Genomic DNA, 21582 nt, shown 5'->3' on the forward strand with positions numbered 1-21582 from the left:
AATGACATTTATAAAGTCACTATACATACATAAACAATTCTACATCTATTTAGCTCTGGTCTCGGTATGCTTTTTAGTGTCATATTGGCTACCTCTATTATACCCAATAGCATGGATATTATGTATCATAATAGGAGTACTTTTTTTAACAGATGTATTACTACTCTATCGTTTTAAAAATGCGATTTCTGCAAGACGAATTTTACCTGATAAATTATCTAACAGTGATCACAACTCAATACCTCTGACCTTAAGTAACCACTACCCTTTCAAAGTTTATATTGATGTCATTGACGAGCTACCCAATCAGTTTCAAAAACGTGATTTTTCATATAAAACGATTCTAAAACCCAATGAAAATCATGATTTCACATATGACGTTAGACCAGTAGAACGTGGTGAATATACGTTTGGAAATCTCAATGTTTATATATCATCACAACTTCGAATAGTAAAACGGAAATACCAATATCAAAATGAACAAATTGTTCCTGTTTATCCGTCATTCATTCAAATGCAGAAATATGATTTTTTAGCTATTGGAAATCACTTAACGCAAATAGGTCTAAAAAAAATAAGGCGAATTGGTCACACTTCAGAATTTGAACAGATTAAAGATTATGTTGTTGGAGACGATTACAGAACAATCAATTGGAAAGCGACTGGAAAGCGTGCACAATTGATGGTAAATCAATTTCAAGATGAAAAATCACAACCTATATACTCTATCATAGATACTGGACGTGTTATGAAAATGCCATTCAACGGCTTAAAGCTTTTAGATTATGCTATTAATTCAGCATTAGCATTCAGCAATGTTGCTTTAAAAAAACACGATAAAGTTGGTTTATTAACGTTTTCAAAAAATATTGAAAATTTTCTTCCTGCAATTCACAAGATGACTTATCTCAACAAAATTCTAGAATCCTTATATAGTATTAACACCCAATTTACCGATAGTGATTATGGCTTACTTTACGCACAAATTAAACGAAAAGTAACACACAGAAGTCTCTTACTATTGTATACCAATTTCGAACATATAAGTGCTCTAAAACGTCAAATACCTTATCTTCAAGCAATATCAAAAAAACATATGCTCGTTGTCATTTTATTTGAAAACACCGAATTAGAATCATTGATAACTAGTAATACTGAAGATTTACAGAGCATTTACCATAAAACCATTGCTGAAAAATTTGCTTATGAAAAACGATTGATGGTAAAAGAACTTCAAAAATATGGCATTCAAAGTATTCTAACACCTCCTGAAGAATTGACAATTAACACCATTAATAAATACTTAGAGATCAAGGCTCGTGGACTTCTTTAATTATTGTTTTACCAATACACTCTAAACATTAAGTTTGGTGTAAATCCTAAAGAGAATTTATCAATAACTTCTATCTCATTATTGAAATCATTATTACCCAGGTATTCTCGGCTAATCAAATTATTTCTATTGTAAACGTTTCGTATTGAAAGTCCAACTTTCCCTTTAAGCCTACTAGTTTCAGAAAAATTAAAACCATAAGTTGAAGAAAAATCCAAACGATGATAATCAGGCAAGCGCTCTGTATTAATACCATCATTAAACTCTAGTCCGTTAACACCAAGAGTAGATTCTGTGTATGGTTTTCCTGTTTGCCATCTCCAACCTAAAGCCATTTGAAAATTTGAAATCTTATAACTCACTGATGTAGTAACCGAATGAATTACATTAGATCTTGAAGTAAATGATTCATCATTGTTCAAGTTGCGATAGGTGCTTTCAGAATTATTAAACGAATAACTTACCCAAGAATTAATCCCATTGAATCGTTTTCTTAAAAACACATCAACACCATAAATTGTTTGATCGCCTAAATTAAACTGGCTGTTTTGCGGATTCAAAAACCCTAATGACAATGCCGTTATATTATCGAGAGTTTTGTAGTAATTATCGATATCAAATGTCCAACCATTATTGATATATATAAACCCTAATGACACCTGCTTGCTATTAATGATTGGAAAATCATTTCCATCAGCCAAACGCCAAAGTCTGTTTTCTAAAGATAAATCACTTATAACAGTTTCATCTATTTCACTAATAATTTGATTTTTGATTTCTCCAGACAATTGAAGTCTAAAATTCTCAAACAATTGCTTGTGTAATAAAAGTCTTGGTTCAAATTTATAAGTATCTAATTCATCAAAATAAGACATCCTTCCTCCAAATGAAATATCAAATAACTTTTCATTTTTGTAGTCATAATTGGCATATAAGCTATGTGTTTGAACTATCGATTCGTCTTGATCTAAAATGAACTCAAGATTTGATGTGTTTCTAAATGCATACCCAACATCTTTTAAAACATATTGATAACCTAAATTGATTTCATTATTATCATTAATTTTCTGCTTAAATTCTGTAGAAATACCAGAATCGAAAATTAAATTTCTCTTTTCAAAATCTGATGTTTGTTGGTTGTTTTCTATGGTTATATAATTATAATCAAATTTATAATCCGAAAAGAACACATTGGTGATTTGCTTTAAATTAGTATTCCATTCTTTATTCCAACCTAAGCTATACCCTGTGTTTTTTATCGACATACGATCTGTAAAGGCTTCGTTACTTACAGAATTATTAACAGTATAGTCCAATTGATTGTCTATAGAAATTAAACTCGCAAATAAACTGTTTTTAGCATTTGGCTTATAATTCAATTTGATATTAAAATCTAAAAAACTAAAATCATTATCTGGATTGTCTCCATTTTCAATTTTTGTGCTTTCAAAGACCTTATTTGCTAATCTATCAAAAGTAACCGACTGATACAAATTAGTATAGCTAGAACGTATTGAAGCCTGTATACCAAGTTTACCTTTTAGTATTGGAGCATCGATAAAAGCATCTGCATTTATTCCATTAAAACCCATTTGAGCTTTTAATTCGTCTTCTATTTCTGTAGAAGTTGTCATATTTATGACACTTGAGACGCGTTCCCCATATCTAGAATGAGATCCTTTATTGATGAAAGTAACATTTTTGGTTGCATTTGGATTAAAAGGGGAAATCATTCCAAAGAGATGCCCTTTGTGATAAATATTAATCCCATCCCAAATAAATCTATTCTGATCAAGCTTCCCTCCTCTAACTAAAAAACCAGAGGCTGTTTCGTTCGGACTCACAACTCCTGGTAATAATTGAATGCTTTCTAAGACATCTGGCTCTGTCAAACCTGGTAAAATGCCGAGATTTGTTGGACTAATTTTAAAGGATCCATCTTTTTGTTTTGAAATTCCTTTAGTGATATAGCTATTGATAATGACTTTTTCTAACTCTTCAATTTTATCTTTTGAGTTGTTACTGTTAACTATAATGTATCTATTATCTACGATTTCAAAACTAAGACTTGTCTGAATTTCAATATCTGTAAGCACTTGACTTAATGAACGTCTTTCCCTTTCTAAAGACACTTTTTTATCAGTTAAAATTGCATCATAATAAGAAAACCTAACATTATAAACATCTTCAATAATTTCAAAGGCATTTTGCAAGGTTTCAGAATTGAAACTAATATAAAATTTAGCCTCTTCTTGCGAAAAGGCTAAATGAGGTAATACTACCAAAAAGCAAATAATCAATTTTTTCACTTTATGCTCAAATAAATATGTCCTTTTTCTTTTTCAAAATATTGTATTTGTAAAGATTTAAACACTGTTTTTAAAGCAGTATTCAAATTTTTGTGGGTAAAACTACCTGTATATAATAAGTTATTATCGATGGTATCATCATGAATTTCAATATTGTAATTAGACTCTAATGCTGAAACCACATATTTTAAAGGGACACTTTTAAAACTACTTTCGCCATTAATCCAACTCGGATTAGAATCAGAAACATCCCATTTTTCTATAGCATTACCATTAATGCGTCTCACAGAATTTGTTGGTAATAATATATGTGATTCTTCTTTGGTAAGTACACTCACCTTTCCTTCAAAGCATACCACTTCAAAAAGATCATTAATTGTATTTACATTAAACTGTGTTCCTAACACTTGAACTTCACCATTGTCTGTGACTACAGTAAAAGTACTGCCTTTTTTTACTTTAAAATACGCTTCTCCATTTAAGTGAAGTTTACGATTGTTTTCCCAATCATCTTCATCGTAAGTTAAGGTAGATTTGGAATTCATAATGACTTCCGAACCATCTAATAACGCGATGGTTTTTTGTTCGCCATAATTTGTTTCAACAGTAATATTTTCATTTCCTAAAATTGAAAATAACCCAAAGAACAATACCACAGAAGCTGCAATACTTATGAGCCAAGTATTAGTTTTTAAACTAATAACTCTTCCTTTTTTAGAAGTGATTTTTTCTTGAATTTTAGCAAAGGAAGTATCAGTAGACGCTTCTAAATCATCATAAACATCAAGACCTTTTCTAATCTTAAGAAAAGCGTTGAAATCTGTTTCAGACACCATTGCTTTTAACTCTGTATCGGAAAGCTCTCCAGCTAACCATTGGGCTAGAAACGTGTCATTTTCGTTATGTAATTCTTTATTTTTCATTGCTTAACTGTACATAGGACAACTGTATTTCAAAAAACCCTACTTTTATTTTCATCTTTTTAAACATTACCTATTTCCTTTCTTAAAACTAATAAAGCTGAATGCATTCTTTTTTCAACTGCTTTTACCGAAATGTCCAATTGAATTGCAATCTCTTTATACTTCTTTTTTTCAATTCTATTGAGCAAAAACACTTCCTTTTGCTTGTCAGGTAGAGAATCGATTGTGCGTTCCAATTTCTCCATAAACTCTTTTTCTAACATAATAAATTCTGGAGACTCATTGGTATGTTGACTTGAAATACTTTGTTGATGCTTTTGCACAACCTTTTCATGTTTTATGGTATTTAAAAAAGCATTTGAAGCAACAGTATATAAAAAGCTTTTCGCTTTGTCATATTTAACCTTACTACAATTATCCCAAAGCTTGATAAATGTGTCTTGTAAAATATCTTCCGCTTTATCAATATCTTGAGTTTTAAAAAATATGAAACGTCTAAGGTCTTTTGCATAAGTATTATAGAGTATCTCAAAAGTTTTTGAATGACAAATATTATGTTGATCTTTAGACATTATCTATTTAAAATATGAATGCTTCAAAACTAATTAAAAAAAAATTAGAGAAAAAGTAGGGTATTTTTTTTCAGAGTTGTTTTAGTTATGATTAATCGCTAAAAAACTCATTAACCAAAAATTTCTATGATGAAAAATTTTAAATTATTCCTTTTAAGTTTTGCTTTAATTGCAGGCTTTTTAACTTCTTGTTCTAACGAAGACTCTGTCGTTGAAGAACAAAACATTAACGAAACAGAAGCTATTACTGAATCTTTAAATCGACTTGCCCAACAATTTGATGATGAAGGTAATGTGATACTATCTGAAAATCCTTCAGGTAATATTGTATTTGATTTCGGATTTGATTTTGTTTATCCACTAAATTTATCACTAAGTAATGGCTCAACTGTTGCTATTAATAGCTTAGAAGATTTAATTGACGTTTTAATTAGCTCTACTGATGAATTATATGTTAATGGAATTGAATTTCCTTTTGATGTTGAAGTTTATGACGAAGCTACTGATTCTATAGTAGTAATAACTATTAATAATGAAGATGAATTTTATGATTTAATAGATAGCTTCAACTGGGAAGATCAAGACACATGTGAATGCTTCGAAGTATATGAGCCTGTATGTGTAGAAATTACAGATCCTAATGGAGATAGTTTTGTTATCACATACCCTAATGAATGTTATGCAATGTGTGATGGATTTACACCTAACGATTTTGTAGACAACTGTGCTGATGATTATAATGGTTCAGGTGGATTTGAATGTTTTGAATTTAATTTCCCTCTTACAATTATAACTGACGACCAACAAACTATTACTGTAAACTCACAAGAAGAATTAGATAATGCGCTTTACAACGCTTATTACTTTGATTTTGTGTATCCATTTAATGTAACTGATAGTGAAGGTAATGTTGAAAGTGTTGAAGATGAACAAGATCTTTATGAACTTCTAGAAGACTGTTATGATTACAACGATTGTCCTTGCCCTGCAAATGTAATTCCAGTTTGTGTTGAAGTTGAAACACCTAATGGTGGAACAGAAATTTTAACATTTTTAAATGCTTGTGAAGCAGAATGTGAAGGTTTCACTGATGCTGACTTCGTAGAATGTGAAGATGTTGTTGATCCATGTAACTGTGATGACGATTTTGTCCCAGTATGTGTTCAAGTTGAAGTTGATGGTCAAATGGTAACGTATACATTCCCTAATGAGTGTTATGCTATCTGTGAAGGATATACACCAAATGATTTTGTAGAATGCGATGATAATAATAATCCTAACAATTGTAGTGAAGGTGATCTTTTCGGACAATTATTACAATGCCAATGGTATTTAAATACTAGTCTTTATGACACTTTGGTAGCAGAATATGCTCAATTCTCTCAAGATGGTACAGTAACTATATACAGTGATGGTTCTGGACAAGGTGTAACTGGTACTTGGGAATTAGCTTCAAATCCTTCTACAGCTGAAGTATTTATGTTCTTAAATTTTAATGATGCTCCTTACGATTCTATTGCTTTGCTTGATTGGACAGTTACTCAGTGTAGTGACGGGTTTATTGCACTTTCATCTGGTAATGATATTGTTTTACTAGAGCGTGATTGTGACTAATAATAATTAAATTGATTTTTTTATAAATGTAAAAAGCCCTTCGAGATTTATTTTTGAAGGGCTTTTTTGTATTTTATATTATTGTGATTTATACACTTTCACCTAACCAAGCTTTCATCATCCAAACCGTTTTTTCCTGTTCAGTAATAAAATCACTCATCATGGCATTTGTGCCTTCATCATTTGCTTCTCCAGCAGATTCCAGAATTTGACGTTCTATTTTTAATAGCTCTGTTAAGGAATCCACTATAAGTTCCACCGCTTTTATATCTTTCGAAATATTTTTTCCAATAGGAACTCTAGCAGATTTGTTGTAATCGTCAAACGTATGCAGAGGCGTTTTTCCTAATGTTAAAATACGTTCCGCTATTTCATCAACTTTTAAGTTGGCATCAGTATATAATTCTTCAAATTTTACATGAAGATCAAAAAATTGTTTCCCTCTAATATTCCAATGAATACCACGTAAATTTTGATAATAAATTTGAAAATTTGCTAAAAGTTGATTTAAATCTTCTGCAATTACTTCTGTTTTTTTGGTATCTAAACCAATACTATTTAGAGTCATATTGTTATATTGTTTTTGTTTATACAAATTTAACTTATAATTAAATAAATTAATCATAGTTTTTATAAATAGTTTTTATATTTTTATAGTCTAAATGAATAAGGAATGACAATCACACAACTTCACTACGTTTTAGCAATAGCCGAACATAAGAATTTTACCAAAGCAGCCGAAAAGTGCTTTGTAACGCAACCAACATTAAGTACACAAATTCAAAAACTAGAAGACGAACTTGATGTTTTAATCTTTGACAGAAGTAAAAAACCAATTGAACTTACTGATGTAGGGCGTAAAATTGTACTTCAAGCAAAAAATATAGTTGACGAATCTGATCGAATTCAAGACATTGTTGACCAACAGAAAGGATTTATTGGTGGTGAATTTAAATTAGGCATCATACCCACAATAATGCCAACCTTACTTCCGATGTTTTTAAAAGCATTTATCAAAAAATATCCCAAAGTAAAACTAAAAATAGAAGAGCTCACTACCGAAGAGATTATAACTCGTATCAATGACGGACATCTAGATGCGGCGATTGCAGCTACTCCTCTAGTATTAGACTCCATAAAAGAGCGCGTATTATACTATGAGCCATTTGTTGGTTACATACCAAATGATCACAGATTGTTTAGTAAGAAAAAATTAGATACTATAGACTTAGACATTGATGACATCCTTCTATTGGAAGATGGACATTGTTTTAGAGATGGTGTGATTAATTTATGTAAGACTTTTAAAAATCATGCTGAAGATCAATTTCAACTAGAAAGTGGAAGCATCGAAACTTTAATAAAACTATCAAATGAAGGTTTAGGCATGACTTTACTACCATATTTACATACGATGGAATTAAATGACAAACAAAAAGACAAGCTTAGACACTTCAATGATCCTTCGCCAGCGAGAGAGGTAAGTATTATCTATCATAAAAATGAATTAAAAATGCAAATTATTGATGCACTACACGATATTATTTCGGGAATTATTCGTGGAGCAATCGCATTTCAAAATGTAGATATTATAAGTCCAACTTCAAAATAACAATAGTATTTAGCATAAAAAAAAAGCGACTCTTAAGTCGCTTTTTTCTATTGTTTTAATAATATTAAACATTGATCTAATTCTGGGTTTTGTAGAATTAAAGATTTAATGTAAATCTTAAGCTCTTCTATTTCGTAGGGTAACAAACGACTTAGGGCCTTTTTTAATTCTTTACAAAACAATGTACTGTCAAAACTCACCTTCGCAAGCACAGTTTTGGTGTACTCGAACATTGCTCTTGCCATAATGTAACGATAATTTAGGTTTTAGTTAAGTAGATTTGTCTTATAAGCATATATTTTGATTACTTTTTAAATTTAGTAAAAAAAATGTTTGTTTGTTAATTGTAAACAAAATTTTAACAAAGTAGAACGACGAAAAAAAGAATAATATTACTCAAAAACTCTAGTAAACTTGTTCGTTTGCTAATTCTTAATAACTTTTAATCTTTCGCTTTTAAAATCTAAAATGCCATTTAGAAAAAAAGTGATTAAAATCGATTATCTCCATCTAATAAATCACCTATTCCTCCAAGAATACTACCTTCACCTTTATCTTTACCGCCACTTCTTGGTGCTGATGCTAAAACACGACCAGCCAATCTACTAAAAGGCAAGGATTGAATATAAACGGTTCCTGGTCCTTGAAGTTTTGCAAAGAATAATCCTTCACCACCAAAAACGGTATTTTTAATTCCTCCAACAAACTCGATATCATAATCGACACCTTGAGTAAAACCTACTAGGCAGCCTGTATCAACTTTCATAGTTTCACCAGCTTGCAACACCTTTTTAGCCATAGTTCCTCCAGCATGCACAAATGCCATACCATCACCTTCAAGCTTTTGCATGATAAAGCCTTCTCCTCCAAACAATCCTCTTCCTAATTTTTTTGAGAATTCAATTCCTACACTTACACCTTTAGCCGCACATAAAAAAGCATCTTTTTGGCAAATGAACTTTCCATTAAATTCAGTTAAATCAATAGGGATTATTTTCCCTGGATATGGTGACGCAAAAGATACATTTCGTTTTCCTGTTAGGTCGTTATAAAAGGCTGTCATGAATAAACTTTCACCTGTAAGGATTCGTTTTCCAGCGCCTAAAATTTTTCCGAAAAACCCTGAATCCTTTTCAGAACCATCTCCAAAAATGGTTTCCATTTTAATACCATCGTCCATCATCATAAAGCTTCCTGCTTCAGCAACAACGCCTTCCTGAGGATCTAATTCAATTTCAACGAACTGCATTTCTTCTCCGTAAATTCTGTAATCTATTTCGTGTGATGTCATAATCTTATGTTTATTAATTGATTACTTATATGTTAAAACTATTCTAGTTTTGTTACAATATTTTTAATGTTTGACTTTTATACTCCATTCAAAATTAAAATCAGACACTTGTAATCCTTCGTTATTAACCCCTTTTGAATTTAATAGTATCGTTTGCCCTTCGCTTGTTTCTATCGCTTTAGATATAGCATCATCAATCAAAGTACCTTGATTACATGTGAATTTTATTCTACCAGTAGCTTTTTTTGTGAATTTTGCATCATTATTAGTGACAAGCATCGACATTTTAATTCCACTAGACTTAACTTTAGACATTACTAAAGCTCCAGTTGTGAGCTCTGCTGCCATACCTTGAACAGCCCAAAACATAGAATTAAATGGGTTTTGATTAATCCATCTATGCTTAACAGACACTTCACATGTTGTATCAGACAAAGCTTTAGTTCGTACGCCACAGAAATAAGCTGCTGGTAATTTAATTAACAGAAAGGCATTGAGTTTTCTCGGTGAAATGGTCATGTTTACTATATGTTTCAGCTAAAATATTGAAAATAATCCACATTTCAATTTGTTAATATTATGTTAATTTTTAGTACTATGCGTAACATAATACCTTTTTTTAGACATATATTTGTATAAGAAATTACTATATGTTTTAAAATCATGCTAGACAATCACCAAAAAAACATCGCAACATTTATCCATTTATCAACCTTTAGTAGGTTTTTAATTCCGTTTGGAAACTTTATTGGCCCAATCGTTTTATGGATGGCTAACAAAGAAAAATCAGAATTTGTGGATACACATGGTAAACAGGCCATCAATTTTCAAATGAGCATTTTATTATACGCTCTTATTTTGGGAGTATTAACGGTTCCATTTTTCTTTTTCAACCTATTTAGTTCATTCGATTTTATAGATATAAACCTGTTCGACGGCATACATCTTAATATTTCAGAACCTTCTCCTCTATTGTATTTAGGAGGTGGCCTAGGAGCACTTGCTATAATAGGTTTTATTCTAGAACTCGTATTTATAGTTATTGCAAGTTTAAAGGCTAGAGATGGTGAATTTTATCATTACCCACTTACAATAGACTTTTTAAAGTAAAAATATTTCATCAATTAATCATCAATCATCAATCAAAAAATGAACAGTTTATTAAAAATTAATCTCACTAAAGTATGAAGATAGAAAACACAAAAGCACAAATGCGAAAAGGTGTACTTGAATACTGCATATTGTCAGTCTTAAAAGACGAAGATGCTTATGTTGCAGAAATCTTAGGCACACTTAAAGACGCAAAAATGCTTGTTGTAGAAGGTACAATTTACCCGCTACTCACAAGGCTTAAAAATGCTGGATTACTCAATTATCGTTGGGAAGAATCCACTTCAGGACCTCCAAGAAAATATTATGGTCTAACCGAAACAGGTCGACTGTTTTTAAAAGAACTCAATGGCACTTGGACCGAATTACAAAATGCAGTTAATCTAGTAACCAGTCAAAAAACAAAAAAATAATGAATAAAACAGTCAACATAAATTTAGCAGGTATATTCTTCCATATAGATGAAGATGCATACTTAAAATTACAGCGCTATCTTGAGGCTATAAAACGTTCATTTACAGACTCTCAAGGTCAATCGGAAATCATCTCTGATATAGAAGCACGTATTGCAGAATTATTTAATGAACGTGTTCAAAATGAAAAGCAAGTCATCAGAATTAAAGAAGTAGACGATGTCATCTCTATTATGGGACAACCAGAAGATTATTTGGTTGATGATGAGATTTTTGAAGACGAACCAAAAACATCTTATCAAAATAATTCTAGATCAAAATCAGGATCTTCAAAAAAATTCTATCGTGACACAGATAACTCTTATATTGGAGGAGTTTCTGCAGGTTTAGGACATTACTTTGGAATCGATGCTGTTTGGATTCGTTTAATTTGGATTTTATTAATCTTTGGTGCAGGAACGGGTGTATTACTGTATATCTTGTTATGGGTCTTAGTTCCTGAAGCAACGACGACTTCAGAAAAATTAACTATGACAGGAGAACCTGTCAACATTAGTAACATCGAAAAAAAAATTAAAGACGGCTTTGACAGTGTTTCACAAACCGTTACTGATACAGTCAAACAAGTAGACCTACCTAAACAAGGACAAAAAATTAAATCTTCATCAAAAACTTTTTTTGATACTATAGGTGACATCATTATGTTCTTCTTTAAAATATTTGCAAAATTTATTGGTGTTATTTTAATTATAGTTGGAGCTACAACATTAATTTCATTATTAATATTTTGCTTAAGCCTTGGTGCTGTTGATATAATCCATTTTCCAGGTTTAGATATTTTTGAAGCTGCAAATGCAGCTAACACACCTGTTTGGTTAATTTCATTAATTACCATGTTTGCTATTGGAGTGCCTTTCTTTTTTGTGTTCTATTTAGGATTAAAAATTCTAATTAACAATCTAAAATCAATAGGTAATGTTGCGAAATTTACACTTCTTGGATTATGGTTAATGGCAATTATAGGTACAGTTATTATAGGAGTAAGACAAGCAAGTGAACATGCCTATGATGCAACTATTAGTAAAAAAGAACAGCTTAATATAATTACTAAAGACACATTGACATTAGCTGTTGTTGGTAATACTATGTATAGCAAACAATTTGGAAGACATGGCAGCTCATTAAGAGCCGTTTATGATGAAAATGACGAGAAACTAATTTACAGTAGAGATGTAAGACTTATTGTTCGCTCCACTAAAGATTCTTTAGCTTCAATAAATATTGAAAAAACTGCTGAAGGCAGAAATTATAAAGAAGCAAAAATGAGAGCACAAGAAATTAATTATAATTATGATCTCACAAAAAATAGGCTTGAATTAGATGGCTACTTGACAACAGATTTTGAAAACAAATTTAGGGATCAAGAAATTGAAGTTACTCTATATTTACCTGAAGGAACCATTCTTTATGCTGAAGGAAATACGTATTCATATCATAGAAATTCTAGTTATTATAATGACATTCTCGATAACGGAATGGAAGAACAGTATTTAGAAATTACTACCAATGGCGTTAAATGTTTAGACTGTACTGCAGATGAAGAGTTTAAAGTAAAAGTAGATCTAAAAGACGACGAAAACGGAATCAAAATTGACGAAGATGGTATTGAAATGAAAACAGAAGCTACTAGCTTAAAAATTGACGAAGGTGGTATCAAAGCTGAGTCAGTAAATGTGAAAGTTAATATAGACGAAGATGGAATTGAAATCACATCAGACGATAATTAACAATTCAGTAACCTAAATTAACAGTTCAGATATTTCAGTTTTGAAAATCACATTAAAACTGAAATATTTGAATCATCAATCAAATCATATGAAAAAATCAATAGTTATCGTTTTAAGTATCTTAGGAATTTTAAGTAATCTAAACGCACAAGTATCAACAAATTCTGAATTATACAAAACTCTTAAAGTAAATGACAGCTTAATATTTGAGCGCTCTTTTAATAACTGTGAGTTACAACATCTGGAGCATTTAATAGCTGAAAACTTTGAATTCTATCATGATATTGGTGGAATTACAAATTCAAAAGAAAAATTCATTGAAATAATGAAAAACGGTATTTGTAATCCTGATAATCCAACAAAATCGACTAGAGAATTAGTTGAAGGAAGTCTAGAGGTTTTCATACTAAAAAACAACGGACAAGTTTACGGTGCCTTACAAAATGGAATTCATAAATTCTTTGAGACCACTAATGGAAATAAGTTAGCAGGCAGCACAGCAAAGTTTTCTCATTTGTGGATTTTAGAAGATAAAAAATGGATACTAAAAAGAGTTATTAGTTACGATCACAAAATGTAACAATACATATAAATAAATCAATAAACGAACAATCAATCACTAACAAAGACTGAAGTAATTCAGCAAAAAAACAATCAATCATGGCAACACTATCAAAAATTATTGTAACAACACTATTAGGTGTTTTATTAATGTCTTGTAACTTCGATATGAATTTTGGAGTTAAAGGAAATGGAGACGTAACTACAACAGACAGAGAATTAAATGGCAATTTTTCTGCTATAGAAGTCAGCAGAGGTTTAGATGTCTATCTTACTCAAGGTGATTCTGAAAGCATTAGAGTACAAGCAGATGAAAATCTTCAAGATATTATTAAAGTTGAAGTAGAAAATGGTGTGTTAAACATCTACGCTGATGAAAACATTAGCTATGCAGCTTCAAAAAAAGTAATGGTTAATTTTAAAGCTATTGATAGAATTTCTACTTCTAGCGGAAGTGATGTTCTTGCTACAACACTTATCACTGCAGACAAACTTGAAATTAACACCTCAAGTGGTAGTGATGTTGAACTTGAAGTAGATGTAAAAAACCTCATATGTGAATCATCTAGCGGAAGTGATATTAAATTATCAGGAAACACAAATACATTTCGAGCTGAAGCTTCAAGTGGTAGCGATATAAAAGCAGCTAAACTTCAGGCTATCACTACTAAAGCTCATGCAAATAGTGGAGCAGACATAACTGTAAATACATCTAAAGAATTAACAGCTAATGCAAATAGTGGTGGTGATATCAAATACTATGGTAACCCAGAAAAAGTAGAAAAAAACGACGGTCCTTCTGGCAGCATCACAAAAAGGTAACCGACTAACAACCAACTAACCAACTTGTTTTTTTAAACCATTTCAAGCTCAATTTCGAGTTTGGGATGGTTTTTGTTTTATATTTGTTCTAATACTTAATTTAAACTAATGAAAAAGATTACTTTATTTCTATTAATCACTTTAGGCTTTTATACTATTGGCTTTTCACAAGATGCTGACAAAGTAAAAGGTGATAGAAATGTAACTATTAAACAAACTTATGTAGACAATTTTAATTCGATTTTAGTTGGCGAAGACTTTGAAGTAGAATTGTATTACAATAGTAAACCTTCTGTTGAAATTGAAACAGATGACAATCTTCATGAATACATTACAATAGAGGTTATTGATAGTGTTCTAAGTTTTAGAACAACTAAAGATATCAGGTCTAAAAAGGAACTGAAAATCAAAGTGAATTATAGTGATGGGTTCTCTCATATTGAAACTCGAGAAAATGCCGAGATTAGATCACTAACGTCACTTGAACTTAATGATGTAAGTTTAAAAGTATCAGGATCTTCTAAGGCATATTTAAATGTAAAAGCAAACAACTTTAGTTTCAATAGTATTGATAAATCGAAAGTAAAACTTAACTTGACAGCCACTAAAACTAGCATTCAAATGAGTGATAATTGTAAATTAGATGCACTCATTAATTCAAAAGAAACCAAGGTAGATTTATACCAACGTGCAAATATAGATATTGAAGGCACAACAGATAATCTACTTTTGATATCAGATAATAATTCTAAGTTTAATGGTAAAGATTTTACAACTAGAACTTGTACTGCTATATGTGAATTTGCAAGCGATGCTTATTTAGAAGTTACAGAATCTATTATTATTGAAGCTTCAGGCTCTAGTGAACTTTATCTATTCGCAAATCCTAAAATCTCAATCAATAAATTTACCGATACTGCAAAACTTCAGAAAAAAGAAAAATAACACTCAATTTAATATCAACTACTAACTTTAAATCAAATTAATTTAAGATGAAGAAAACAATCTTACTTTTTGCTATTATCGTATCGATATTGTCATGTAAAAATGATACAACAAAAGCAGAAACCACATCTGTATCAAAAGAAGATGTTCAAGCATTTTTAGATGAATACACTGGTGAATTCACGAAACTATATTATGATTCTGCATTAGCAGAATGGGATGCTAACACAAAAATTGTTGCTGGCGACACAACAAATGCATACAAAGTGCAAAAAGCAAATGAAGCTTTTGCTAAATTTACAGGAAGTACTGATGTAATTGAAAAAACACGTAAATTTCTTGAGAGTAAAGACGACTTGGACATTGTACAAGTTCGTCAACTAAACACAATACTTTACGCTGCTGCAAATAACCCTGAGACTGTTTCAGATTTAGTAAAAGAACGAATTGCTGCTGAAAACGCTCAAAACGAAGCGCTTTTTGGTTACGATTTTCAAGTTGATGGTAAATCTGTTACAACTGGAGATATAGACAAAGTGCTACGTGAATCTAATAATGAAGCTGAACGTTTGACTAATTGGGAAGCTTCTAAAGCAGTAGGCAAAGGACTTAAAGGCGGATTAGAAAACTTAAGAAAACTGCGTAATGAAACAGTAGGCGCTCTCGGTTATGACGATTACTTTTCGTATCAAGTTTCAGATTATGGAATGACTCGTCAAGAAATGCTTGACGAAATGAATAAAATGGTTAAAGAAGTTTGGCCATTATATAGAGAACTACACACTTGGGCTAGGTATGAACTTGCTGAAAAATTTAAAGCCGATGTTCCTGAATACCTTCCTGCACATTGGTTACCAAATCGTTGGGGACAAGATTGGAGCTCATTAGTTACAGTAGAAGGCTTAGACATTGATGCAGCTCTAGCTGACAAAGATCCTGAATGGATTGTTAAAGAAGGTGAAAACTTCTATAAGAGTATTGGTTTTGATGCATTACCTAAAAGTTTTTATGAAAAATCAAGTATGTATCCACTTCCTGCAGATGCACCTTACAAAAAAAATAATCATGCTTCAGCTTGGCATATGGATTTAGATAACGATTTACGTTGTTTAATGAGTGTTGAACCAAATGCAGATTACTACGAAACTATTCACCATGAGTTAGGCCATATTTATTATTACCAAGCGTATACAAACCCAAATGTTCCTCCTCTACTTCGTGGTGGTGCTAACAGAGGTTATCATGAAGCTATTGGGAGCTTACTAGGTTTTGCCGCAATGCAAAAACCATTTTTAGCTGGAAAAGGATTAGTTGATGCAGATTCAAAAATTGATGAAACTCAAAATCTATTAAAAGAAGCACTAAGTAATATCGTGTTTTTACCGTTTTCAGCAGGTGTAATGACCGAATTTGAAAACGCATTATACGCTGAAAATTTACCTAAGGATCAATTCAACAAGAAATGGTGGGAATTGGCTAAAAAATATCAAGGTATGGTTCCTCCTACTAATCGTGGAGAAGAATTTTGTGATGCAGCTTCAAAAACACACATCAATAACGATGCAGCGCAGTATTATGATTATGCAGTGTCTTACATTTTATTATTTCAATTTCATGACCACATTTCAAAAAACATCTTAAAACAAGATCCTCATGCTACTAACTATTTTGGAAGTAAAGATGTTGGTACATTCTTAAGAGGTGTTTTAGAAACTGGAGCGAATAATGATTGGAGAGAATTACTAAAACAAAGTGTTGGGACTGAAATGAGTGCAAAACCAATGTTGGAATATTTCAATCCTCTAATGGACTATCTTAAAGAACAAAATAAGGATAGAACTTACACACTTCCTGAAAGTCTATAATTATAATTGTAATCTATAAAAAAAGAGCTTAAACTAAAATTTAAGCTCTTTTTTTATTGCTAGTTCTAATCTTAGTTATAAGTAGAAGTACTCACTTCAAAACTAGAGTCTTTAGCAGCTAAATAGCGTTCAGCATCTAAAGCAGCCATACATCCAGTACCTGCGGCAGTAACAGCTTGTCTATAAACATGATCAGCAGCATCTCCAGAAACAAAAACACCTTCTACATTCGTTTTAGCCGTACCTGGAATATTAATTATATATCCTGTTTCATCTAATTCTAAAAAGCCTTTAAAAATATCTGTGTTTGGTTTATGACCAATAGCTACAAAAAATCCTGTTGCAGGAATCTCATGCTTTTCATTCGTTTTATTATTAAACACTCTAACGCCTGTAACCACTTGATCATCTCCTAAAACCTCATCAGTTTCAGTATTGTAAAGGATTTCTATGTTCTCTGTATTTTTAACTCGTGCAGCCATTATCTTTGATGCTCTAAATTCATCACGTCTCACAAGCATTGTAACTTTCTTACACAATTTAGATAAATAATGTGCTTCTTCACAAGCAGAATCTCCTGCACCTACAATTACAACTTCTTGATTTCTGTAGAAAAATCCATCACAAACTGCGCATGCTGAAACTCCTCCACCTAGTTTCAAATATTTTTGTTCAGAATCTAAACCTAAATATTTAGCTGAGGCTCCAGTAGAAATAATAACAGAATCACAATGGATTTCTTTGGTGTCATTAACCCAAACTTTATGAATGTCTCCTGAAAAATCAACTTTAGTTACCCAGCCGTCGCGTACATCTGTTTCGAAACGTTCTGCTTGTTTTTGTAACTCCATCATCATTTCCGGACCAGTAATACCATCAGGATAACCTGGGAAATTCTCTACTTCATTTGTTGTAGTTAGTTGACCTCCTGGCTGTGTTCCTTGGTATAAAACCGGATTCATGTTTGCTCTAGCAGCATATATTGCAGCAGTATAACCTGCAGGACCTGAACCAATAATTAGGCATTTTACGTGTTCTATTGTATCTGACATAATCTTATTTTTATTACATAACAAAAGTAGGATTTTTGACAGAAAGCTTACATAGAAGTTATCAACAGTTACTATCGAATTATTAGGTTTATCAATAGATAATAAAACAGACAAATAATTATGTCTCATTTTTTTCGTAAATTTAAGAGGAACCTGAAAATCTTCTCTAAATGAAAACGCTAATTTATTTTTTTTGCATTACACTAGTTATGCTTTCTTGTAAAAAAGAAACCACCAAAGAAGACATTAAAAATAACAATACAGATTCTATTATTATTGACACCAATCAACCATTAATTGGTACTTGGGAACTTATTGGTTTTTATAATTATGAGAACAATGCTATCAAAGATTCGTTCAGCACCAGCAATGACTACAGGCAAGTAAAAATGTATACCGCTTCAAAAGTCATGTGGAGTAAGAGCGTACCAAAAGATTCTACTGAATGGTTTGGTTATGGGTCTTATGACATAAGTGATAAGACATTGACTGAAGTCTTAGATTATGGCTCTAAAATTATGAGTGAAATTATAGAAGAAAGAAAGGAATTTGTTTACGAAATAGATTTAACCAATAACACATTTATTCAAATTGAAATTGATGAGGATGGAAATCGTATTTATTCTGAAAATTACAGACGTATTGAGTAAATAAAAAAGCTGAACAAAAAATTGTTCAGCTCTTCTAGTCGGAGTGGCAGGATTCGAACCTGCGACCTCCGCGTCCCAAACGCGGCGCGATAACCGGGCTACGCTACACTCCGAATGGTTATCTTTTCAATTCAAAAAACAAACTGTTTCCTGAAATTGGATTGCAAATATATATATCTTTTATTTAAAAACTCAGACATTTATTATTAATTTTAAACACAAAAGCCATTTTTATGACCTTCAGAAATAAATTTTTGATACTTGTAACTTTCTATGCTGTTTTAGCTTGTGCTCAAGACAAAAACCCTATTAATACTGAACACTCTTATGAAGTTATTGTAGAAGACCTTGACAACCCTTGGGCATTTGCATTTCTTCCTGACGCATCAATACTAATTAACGAAAAAGAAGGTAAAATTATTCACTTTAAAAACGGAAAAAAAATAGTTATCGAAAACACTCCTAATGTTTATGATCGTGGGCAAGGTGGTCTTTTAGATATAATGCTACATCCTGATTACGAAAAAAATGGATGGATTTATTTAACCTATGCATCTTCTGAAGGCGAAAACAAAGGTGGTCATACAGCCTTGATGCGTGCTAAACTTGAAAATAATACATTAACAAATAAAGAGTTGCTTTATAAAGCTTCACCAAACACGACTAAAGGTCAGCATTTTGGATCTAGAATTGTTTTTGATGATAAAGGCTACTTGTTCTTTACGATTGGAGAACGTGGAAATAGAGATGAAAACCCACAAGATATAACTCGTGACGGTGGAAAAATATATCGATTACATGATGATGGGCAAATTCCTGAAGACAACCCTTTCATAAATAAAAAAAATGCAAAAACAGCAATATATTCTTTTGGGCATCGAAATCCACAAGGGATGGTTATTCATCCAGAAACAAGAGCTATCTGGACCCATGAACACGGACCGAAAGGTGGTGATGAAATAAATATTATTAAAGCTGGAAAAAACTATGGCTGGCCAGTGATTAGTTATGGTGTTAATTACAGTGGAACACGTTTTACTGACATTACTAAAAAAGAAGGCATGGAACAGCCACTTCATTATTGGGATCCTTCTATTGCACCTAGCGGAATGGAATTTATATCAAGTGATAAATACAAAGGATGGAAAGGTAATCTTCTTGTTGGTTCTTTAAAGTTTCAATATTTAGATAACTGCTACATCAAAAATGGAAAAGTTATTAAAGAAGAACGCTTACTCGATGGATTAGGTCGTGTAAGATCTGTAAATCAAGGTCCAGATGGTTATATTTATGTAGGTGTAGAAAATTTAGGTATAGTAAAACTTATAAAGAATTAAATGAGGACTAAACTAAGTGCTATCATAATTTGCGCGTTATTATTTGCTTGCAATTCTTCAAATAAAAAAGAAATTTCTAAAATTAATAATACAAAGCAAAGTCCAGAATTAAAACAAAGTAAGGAGCGTGGCGAAGACATCTATAATGATTTCTGTATTGCCTGTCATATGCCTAATGGAAATGGCGTCCCAAAAACATTTCCACCTCTTAAAAATTCTGACTACTTAATGAATAACAGAAACAAAAGCATAAAGGCTATTAAGTATGGATTATCTGAAGAAATAGTAGTTAATGGTGAAACTTATAATACACCTATGACACGTTTGGGGCTTTCAGATGCTGAAGTTGCAGATGTAATGAACTACATAACTAATAGTTGGGGAAACAATAACCCATCTATAATTACAGAAAAAGAAGTTTCAAAAATTAACCCATAAACTGCCTATAAATATTTAAATTTGTAGATAAAATCTAAAACAAAATTATGCTTATCATAGGTATTGCTGGTGGAACTGGATGTGGAAAAACCACTGTAGTTAATCAAATATTAAATGAACTTCCTGAAGGCGAAGTTGGAATTATATCCCAAGATTCTTATTACAAAGATACCTCACACCTAAGTTATGATGAGCGTGTTAAGATTAATTTTGATCACCCAAGATCTATTGATTTTGAATTATTAGAATCACATTTAAAACAATTAAGAAATGGTGAAACTATTGATCAACCCGTATACTCTTTTGTAAAGCATAACAGAACTGGAGACACCATAAGAACACTTCCACGAAAGGTGATGATTGTTGAAGGTATTTTGATTTTAACTAATCCTGAGCTAAGAGATATGTTTGATATCAAAATTTTCGTCCATGCTGATAGTGACGAACGTTTAATTAGAAGACTAAAGCGTGATATCTCTGAACGAGGTCGTGATATAAATGAAGTTTTAACACGATATCAAAACACACTTAAACCTATGCATCAGCAATTTATAGAACCTATGAAAGAATATGCCGATATTATAATCCCAAACAATAAATATAATACTGTAGCTGTTGATATTGTAAGAACAATTATCAACGAAAAATTGAATTAATGATTAAATATCTCAAAAATATATTTGTCATCATTTTCATAGTGTTTTCACTCTGGATGCTATTTATTGATTCAAATTCGTTAATGATTCACCACGAATTAAATGAAGATATTAGTGATTTAGAAAATGAGAAAGAATATTATCGCAAAGAGATTGAAAAAGATAAAAAAGCTATCAAACAACTTAGTACTGAAGATGGAATTGAGAAATTAGCTCGTGAAAAATACTATATGAAGAAAGACAATGAAGATATCTATATTATTGAATATGAAGATAGCCTAAAAACTAAAAC

The 21582-nt window shown here is 31.4% G+C and carries 23 protein-coding genes and 1 tRNA gene; 15 read left to right on the forward strand and 9 right to left on the reverse strand.

Annotated elements, in window-relative coordinates; genetic code table 11:
- Window position 1: 1 nt before the first annotated feature.
- Window positions 2-1333, forward strand: coding sequence for a DUF58 domain-containing protein (locus AB8B90_RS10840; protein ID WP_405336754.1), 1332 nt, complete (start codon window positions 2-4; stop codon window positions 1331-1333).
- 8 nt (window positions 1334-1341) lie between these two features.
- Here AB8B90_RS10840 and AB8B90_RS10845 read toward each other — a convergent pair whose 3' ends face one another.
- From AB8B90_RS10845 to AB8B90_RS10855, 3 genes are read right to left on the reverse strand one after another with little or no spacing between them, the layout of a single operon-like run.
- Complete coding sequence (locus tag AB8B90_RS10845; RefSeq protein ID WP_405336756.1) at window positions 1342-3642, reverse strand: TonB-dependent receptor domain-containing protein; 2301 nt, start codon at window positions 3640-3642, stop codon at window positions 1342-1344.
- Entirely contained in the window at window positions 3639-4565 is a 927-nt protein-coding gene (locus AB8B90_RS10850; RefSeq protein ID WP_405336758.1) for a FecR family protein, read from the reverse strand. The genes AB8B90_RS10845 and AB8B90_RS10850 overlap by 4 nt, the downstream gene beginning before the upstream one ends.
- 59 nt (window positions 4566-4624) lie before the next feature.
- Entirely contained in the window at window positions 4625-5137 is a 513-nt protein-coding gene (locus AB8B90_RS10855) for an RNA polymerase sigma factor (RefSeq protein WP_405336760.1), read from the reverse strand.
- A 126-nt stretch (window positions 5138-5263) separates the two neighbouring features.
- On the opposite strand from AB8B90_RS10855, the gene AB8B90_RS10860 reads away from it, so the two are divergent.
- A complete protein-coding gene (locus tag AB8B90_RS10860) occupies window positions 5264-6751 on the forward strand; it encodes a hypothetical protein (protein WP_405336762.1) in 1488 nt (495 codons plus the stop codon).
- A gap of 88 nt (window positions 6752-6839) precedes the next feature.
- On the opposite strand, the gene AB8B90_RS10865 is transcribed toward AB8B90_RS10860, so the two are convergent.
- The gene (locus AB8B90_RS10865; protein ID WP_405336764.1) at window positions 6840-7319 is read right to left on the reverse strand and encodes a Dps family protein; all 480 of its coding nucleotides are present in this window, start codon (window positions 7317-7319) and stop codon (window positions 6840-6842) included.
- Window positions 7320-7424: 105 nt separating this feature from the next.
- Between AB8B90_RS10865 and AB8B90_RS10870 the strand changes: the two genes are divergently transcribed.
- On the forward strand, window positions 7425-8363 hold the full coding sequence (locus tag AB8B90_RS10870; protein ID WP_405336766.1) for a LysR family transcriptional regulator: 939 nt from the start codon (window positions 7425-7427) through the stop codon (window positions 8361-8363).
- A gap of 47 nt (window positions 8364-8410) precedes the next feature.
- Here AB8B90_RS10870 and AB8B90_RS10875 read toward each other — a convergent pair whose 3' ends face one another.
- The 3 genes from AB8B90_RS10875 to AB8B90_RS10885 form a co-directional block, all read right to left on the reverse strand.
- A complete protein-coding gene (locus AB8B90_RS10875) occupies window positions 8411-8608 on the reverse strand; it encodes a hypothetical protein (protein WP_249995382.1) in 198 nt (65 codons plus the stop codon).
- 245 nt (window positions 8609-8853) lie between these two features.
- Complete coding sequence (locus tag AB8B90_RS10880; RefSeq protein ID WP_405336768.1) at window positions 8854-9654, reverse strand: TIGR00266 family protein; 801 nt, start codon at window positions 9652-9654, stop codon at window positions 8854-8856.
- Between the two features lie 63 nt (window positions 9655-9717).
- Complete coding sequence (locus tag AB8B90_RS10885) at window positions 9718-10173, reverse strand: DUF4442 domain-containing protein (RefSeq protein ID WP_405336770.1); 456 nt, start codon at window positions 10171-10173, stop codon at window positions 9718-9720.
- Between the two features lie 144 nt (window positions 10174-10317).
- Between AB8B90_RS10885 and AB8B90_RS10890 the strand changes: the two genes are divergently transcribed.
- The 7 genes from AB8B90_RS10890 (at window position 10318) to AB8B90_RS10920 (ending at window position 17157) form a co-directional block, all read left to right on the forward strand.
- Complete coding sequence (locus AB8B90_RS10890) at window positions 10318-10764, forward strand: DUF4870 domain-containing protein (RefSeq protein ID WP_405336772.1); 447 nt, start codon at window positions 10318-10320, stop codon at window positions 10762-10764.
- A gap of 74 nt (window positions 10765-10838) precedes the next feature.
- On the forward strand, window positions 10839-11177 hold the full coding sequence (locus AB8B90_RS10895; RefSeq protein WP_405336774.1) for a PadR family transcriptional regulator: 339 nt from the start codon (window positions 10839-10841) through the stop codon (window positions 11175-11177).
- The gene (locus AB8B90_RS10900) at window positions 11177-12964 is read left to right on the forward strand and encodes a PspC domain-containing protein (protein ID WP_405336776.1); all 1788 of its coding nucleotides are present in this window, start codon (window positions 11177-11179) and stop codon (window positions 12962-12964) included. The genes AB8B90_RS10895 and AB8B90_RS10900 overlap by 1 nt, the downstream gene beginning before the upstream one ends.
- 88 nt (window positions 12965-13052) lie before the next feature.
- On the forward strand, window positions 13053-13544 hold the full coding sequence (locus AB8B90_RS10905) for a nuclear transport factor 2 family protein (protein ID WP_405336778.1): 492 nt from the start codon (window positions 13053-13055) through the stop codon (window positions 13542-13544).
- Between the two features lie 80 nt (window positions 13545-13624).
- Complete coding sequence (locus AB8B90_RS10910) at window positions 13625-14347, forward strand: head GIN domain-containing protein (protein WP_405336780.1); 723 nt, start codon at window positions 13625-13627, stop codon at window positions 14345-14347.
- Between the two features lie 108 nt (window positions 14348-14455).
- Window positions 14456-15292: a GIN domain-containing protein gene (locus tag AB8B90_RS10915; RefSeq protein WP_405336782.1), complete on the forward strand. Its 837-nt coding sequence runs from the start codon at window positions 14456-14458 to the stop codon at window positions 15290-15292.
- Window positions 15293-15339: 47 nt separating this feature from the next.
- Window positions 15340-17157, forward strand: a complete 1818-nt coding sequence (locus AB8B90_RS10920) for a M2 family metallopeptidase (RefSeq protein WP_405336784.1) — start codon at window positions 15340-15342, stop codon at window positions 17155-17157.
- 71 nt (window positions 17158-17228) lie between these two features.
- Here the strand turns inward: AB8B90_RS10920 and trxB are convergent, their stop codons facing one another.
- Entirely contained in the window at window positions 17229-18209 is a 981-nt protein-coding gene (trxB, locus tag AB8B90_RS10925; protein WP_405336786.1) for a thioredoxin-disulfide reductase, read from the reverse strand.
- Window positions 18210-18379: 170 nt separating this feature from the next.
- Here trxB and AB8B90_RS10930 point away from each other — a divergent pair, with 170 nt between their 5' ends.
- Complete coding sequence (locus AB8B90_RS10930; protein WP_405336788.1) at window positions 18380-18859, forward strand: hypothetical protein; 480 nt, start codon at window positions 18380-18382, stop codon at window positions 18857-18859.
- Window positions 18860-18897: 38 nt separating this feature from the next.
- Here AB8B90_RS10930 and AB8B90_RS10935 read toward each other — a convergent pair.
- A tRNA-Pro gene (locus AB8B90_RS10935) sits at window positions 18898-18972 on the reverse strand.
- Between the two features lie 120 nt (window positions 18973-19092).
- Here AB8B90_RS10935 and AB8B90_RS10940 point away from each other — a divergent pair.
- From AB8B90_RS10940 to AB8B90_RS10955, 4 genes are all read left to right on the forward strand, one after another.
- The gene (locus AB8B90_RS10940) at window positions 19093-20196 is read left to right on the forward strand and encodes a PQQ-dependent sugar dehydrogenase (RefSeq protein ID WP_405336790.1); all 1104 of its coding nucleotides are present in this window, start codon (window positions 19093-19095) and stop codon (window positions 20194-20196) included.
- Window positions 20197-20634, forward strand: a complete 438-nt coding sequence (locus AB8B90_RS10945) for a c-type cytochrome (RefSeq protein ID WP_405336792.1) — start codon at window positions 20197-20199, stop codon at window positions 20632-20634.
- A gap of 47 nt (window positions 20635-20681) precedes the next feature.
- Window positions 20682-21290, forward strand: a complete 609-nt coding sequence (gene udk / locus AB8B90_RS10950) for a uridine kinase (RefSeq protein ID WP_405336794.1) — start codon at window positions 20682-20684, stop codon at window positions 21288-21290.
- An 83-nt stretch (window positions 21291-21373) separates the two neighbouring features.
- A partial coding sequence (locus AB8B90_RS10955) for a septum formation initiator family protein (protein ID WP_405336796.1) occupies window positions 21374-21582 on the forward strand: 209 nt, incomplete at its 3' end.

It is taken from the genome of Psychroserpens sp. (genome assembly GCF_045105015.1).
Taxonomy (GTDB): Bacteria; Bacteroidota; Bacteroidia; order Flavobacteriales; family Flavobacteriaceae; genus Psychroserpens.

Excerpts from the sequence above, each read along its gene's own strand:
- AB8B90_RS10855 (WP_405336760.1), bottom strand. The coding sequence starts at position 5,137 with ATGTCTAAAGATCAACATAATATTTGTCATTCAAAAACTTTTGAGATA.
- udk (WP_405336794.1), top strand. The coding sequence starts at position 20,682 with ATGCTTATCATAGGTATTGCTGGTGGAACTGGATGTGGAAAAACCACT.
- AB8B90_RS10840 (WP_405336754.1), top strand. The coding sequence starts at position 2 with ATGACATTTATAAAGTCACTATACATACATAAACAATTCTACATCTAT.
- AB8B90_RS10870 (WP_405336766.1), top strand. The coding sequence starts at position 7,425 with ATGACAATCACACAACTTCACTACGTTTTAGCAATAGCCGAACATAAG.
- AB8B90_RS10860 (WP_405336762.1), top strand. The coding sequence starts at position 5,264 with ATGATGAAAAATTTTAAATTATTCCTTTTAAGTTTTGCTTTAATTGCA.
- AB8B90_RS10900 (WP_405336776.1), top strand. The coding sequence starts at position 11,177 with ATGAATAAAACAGTCAACATAAATTTAGCAGGTATATTCTTCCATATA.
- AB8B90_RS10945 (WP_405336792.1), top strand. The coding sequence starts at position 20,197 with ATGAGGACTAAACTAAGTGCTATCATAATTTGCGCGTTATTATTTGCT.
- AB8B90_RS10885 (WP_405336770.1), bottom strand. The coding sequence starts at position 10,173 with ATGACCATTTCACCGAGAAAACTCAATGCCTTTCTGTTAATTAAATTA.
- AB8B90_RS10940 (WP_405336790.1), top strand. The coding sequence starts at position 19,093 with ATGACCTTCAGAAATAAATTTTTGATACTTGTAACTTTCTATGCTGTT.
- AB8B90_RS10920 (WP_405336784.1), top strand. The coding sequence starts at position 15,340 with ATGAAGAAAACAATCTTACTTTTTGCTATTATCGTATCGATATTGTCA.
- AB8B90_RS10915 (WP_405336782.1), top strand. The coding sequence starts at position 14,456 with ATGAAAAAGATTACTTTATTTCTATTAATCACTTTAGGCTTTTATACT.
- AB8B90_RS10875 (WP_249995382.1), bottom strand. The coding sequence starts at position 8,608 with ATGGCAAGAGCAATGTTCGAGTACACCAAAACTGTGCTTGCGAAGGTG.
- AB8B90_RS10910 (WP_405336780.1), top strand. The coding sequence starts at position 13,625 with ATGGCAACACTATCAAAAATTATTGTAACAACACTATTAGGTGTTTTA.
- AB8B90_RS10895 (WP_405336774.1), top strand. The coding sequence starts at position 10,839 with ATGAAGATAGAAAACACAAAAGCACAAATGCGAAAAGGTGTACTTGAA.
- AB8B90_RS10890 (WP_405336772.1), top strand. The coding sequence starts at position 10,318 with ATGCTAGACAATCACCAAAAAAACATCGCAACATTTATCCATTTATCA.
- AB8B90_RS10880 (WP_405336768.1), bottom strand. The coding sequence starts at position 9,654 with ATGACATCACACGAAATAGATTACAGAATTTACGGAGAAGAAATGCAG.
- AB8B90_RS10865 (WP_405336764.1), bottom strand. The coding sequence starts at position 7,319 with ATGACTCTAAATAGTATTGGTTTAGATACCAAAAAAACAGAAGTAATT.
- AB8B90_RS10930 (WP_405336788.1), top strand. The coding sequence starts at position 18,380 with ATGAAAACGCTAATTTATTTTTTTTGCATTACACTAGTTATGCTTTCT.
- trxB (WP_405336786.1), bottom strand. The coding sequence starts at position 18,209 with ATGTCAGATACAATAGAACACGTAAAATGCCTAATTATTGGTTCAGGT.
- AB8B90_RS10850 (WP_405336758.1), bottom strand. The coding sequence starts at position 4,565 with ATGAAAAATAAAGAATTACATAACGAAAATGACACGTTTCTAGCCCAA.
- AB8B90_RS10905 (WP_405336778.1), top strand. The coding sequence starts at position 13,053 with ATGAAAAAATCAATAGTTATCGTTTTAAGTATCTTAGGAATTTTAAGT.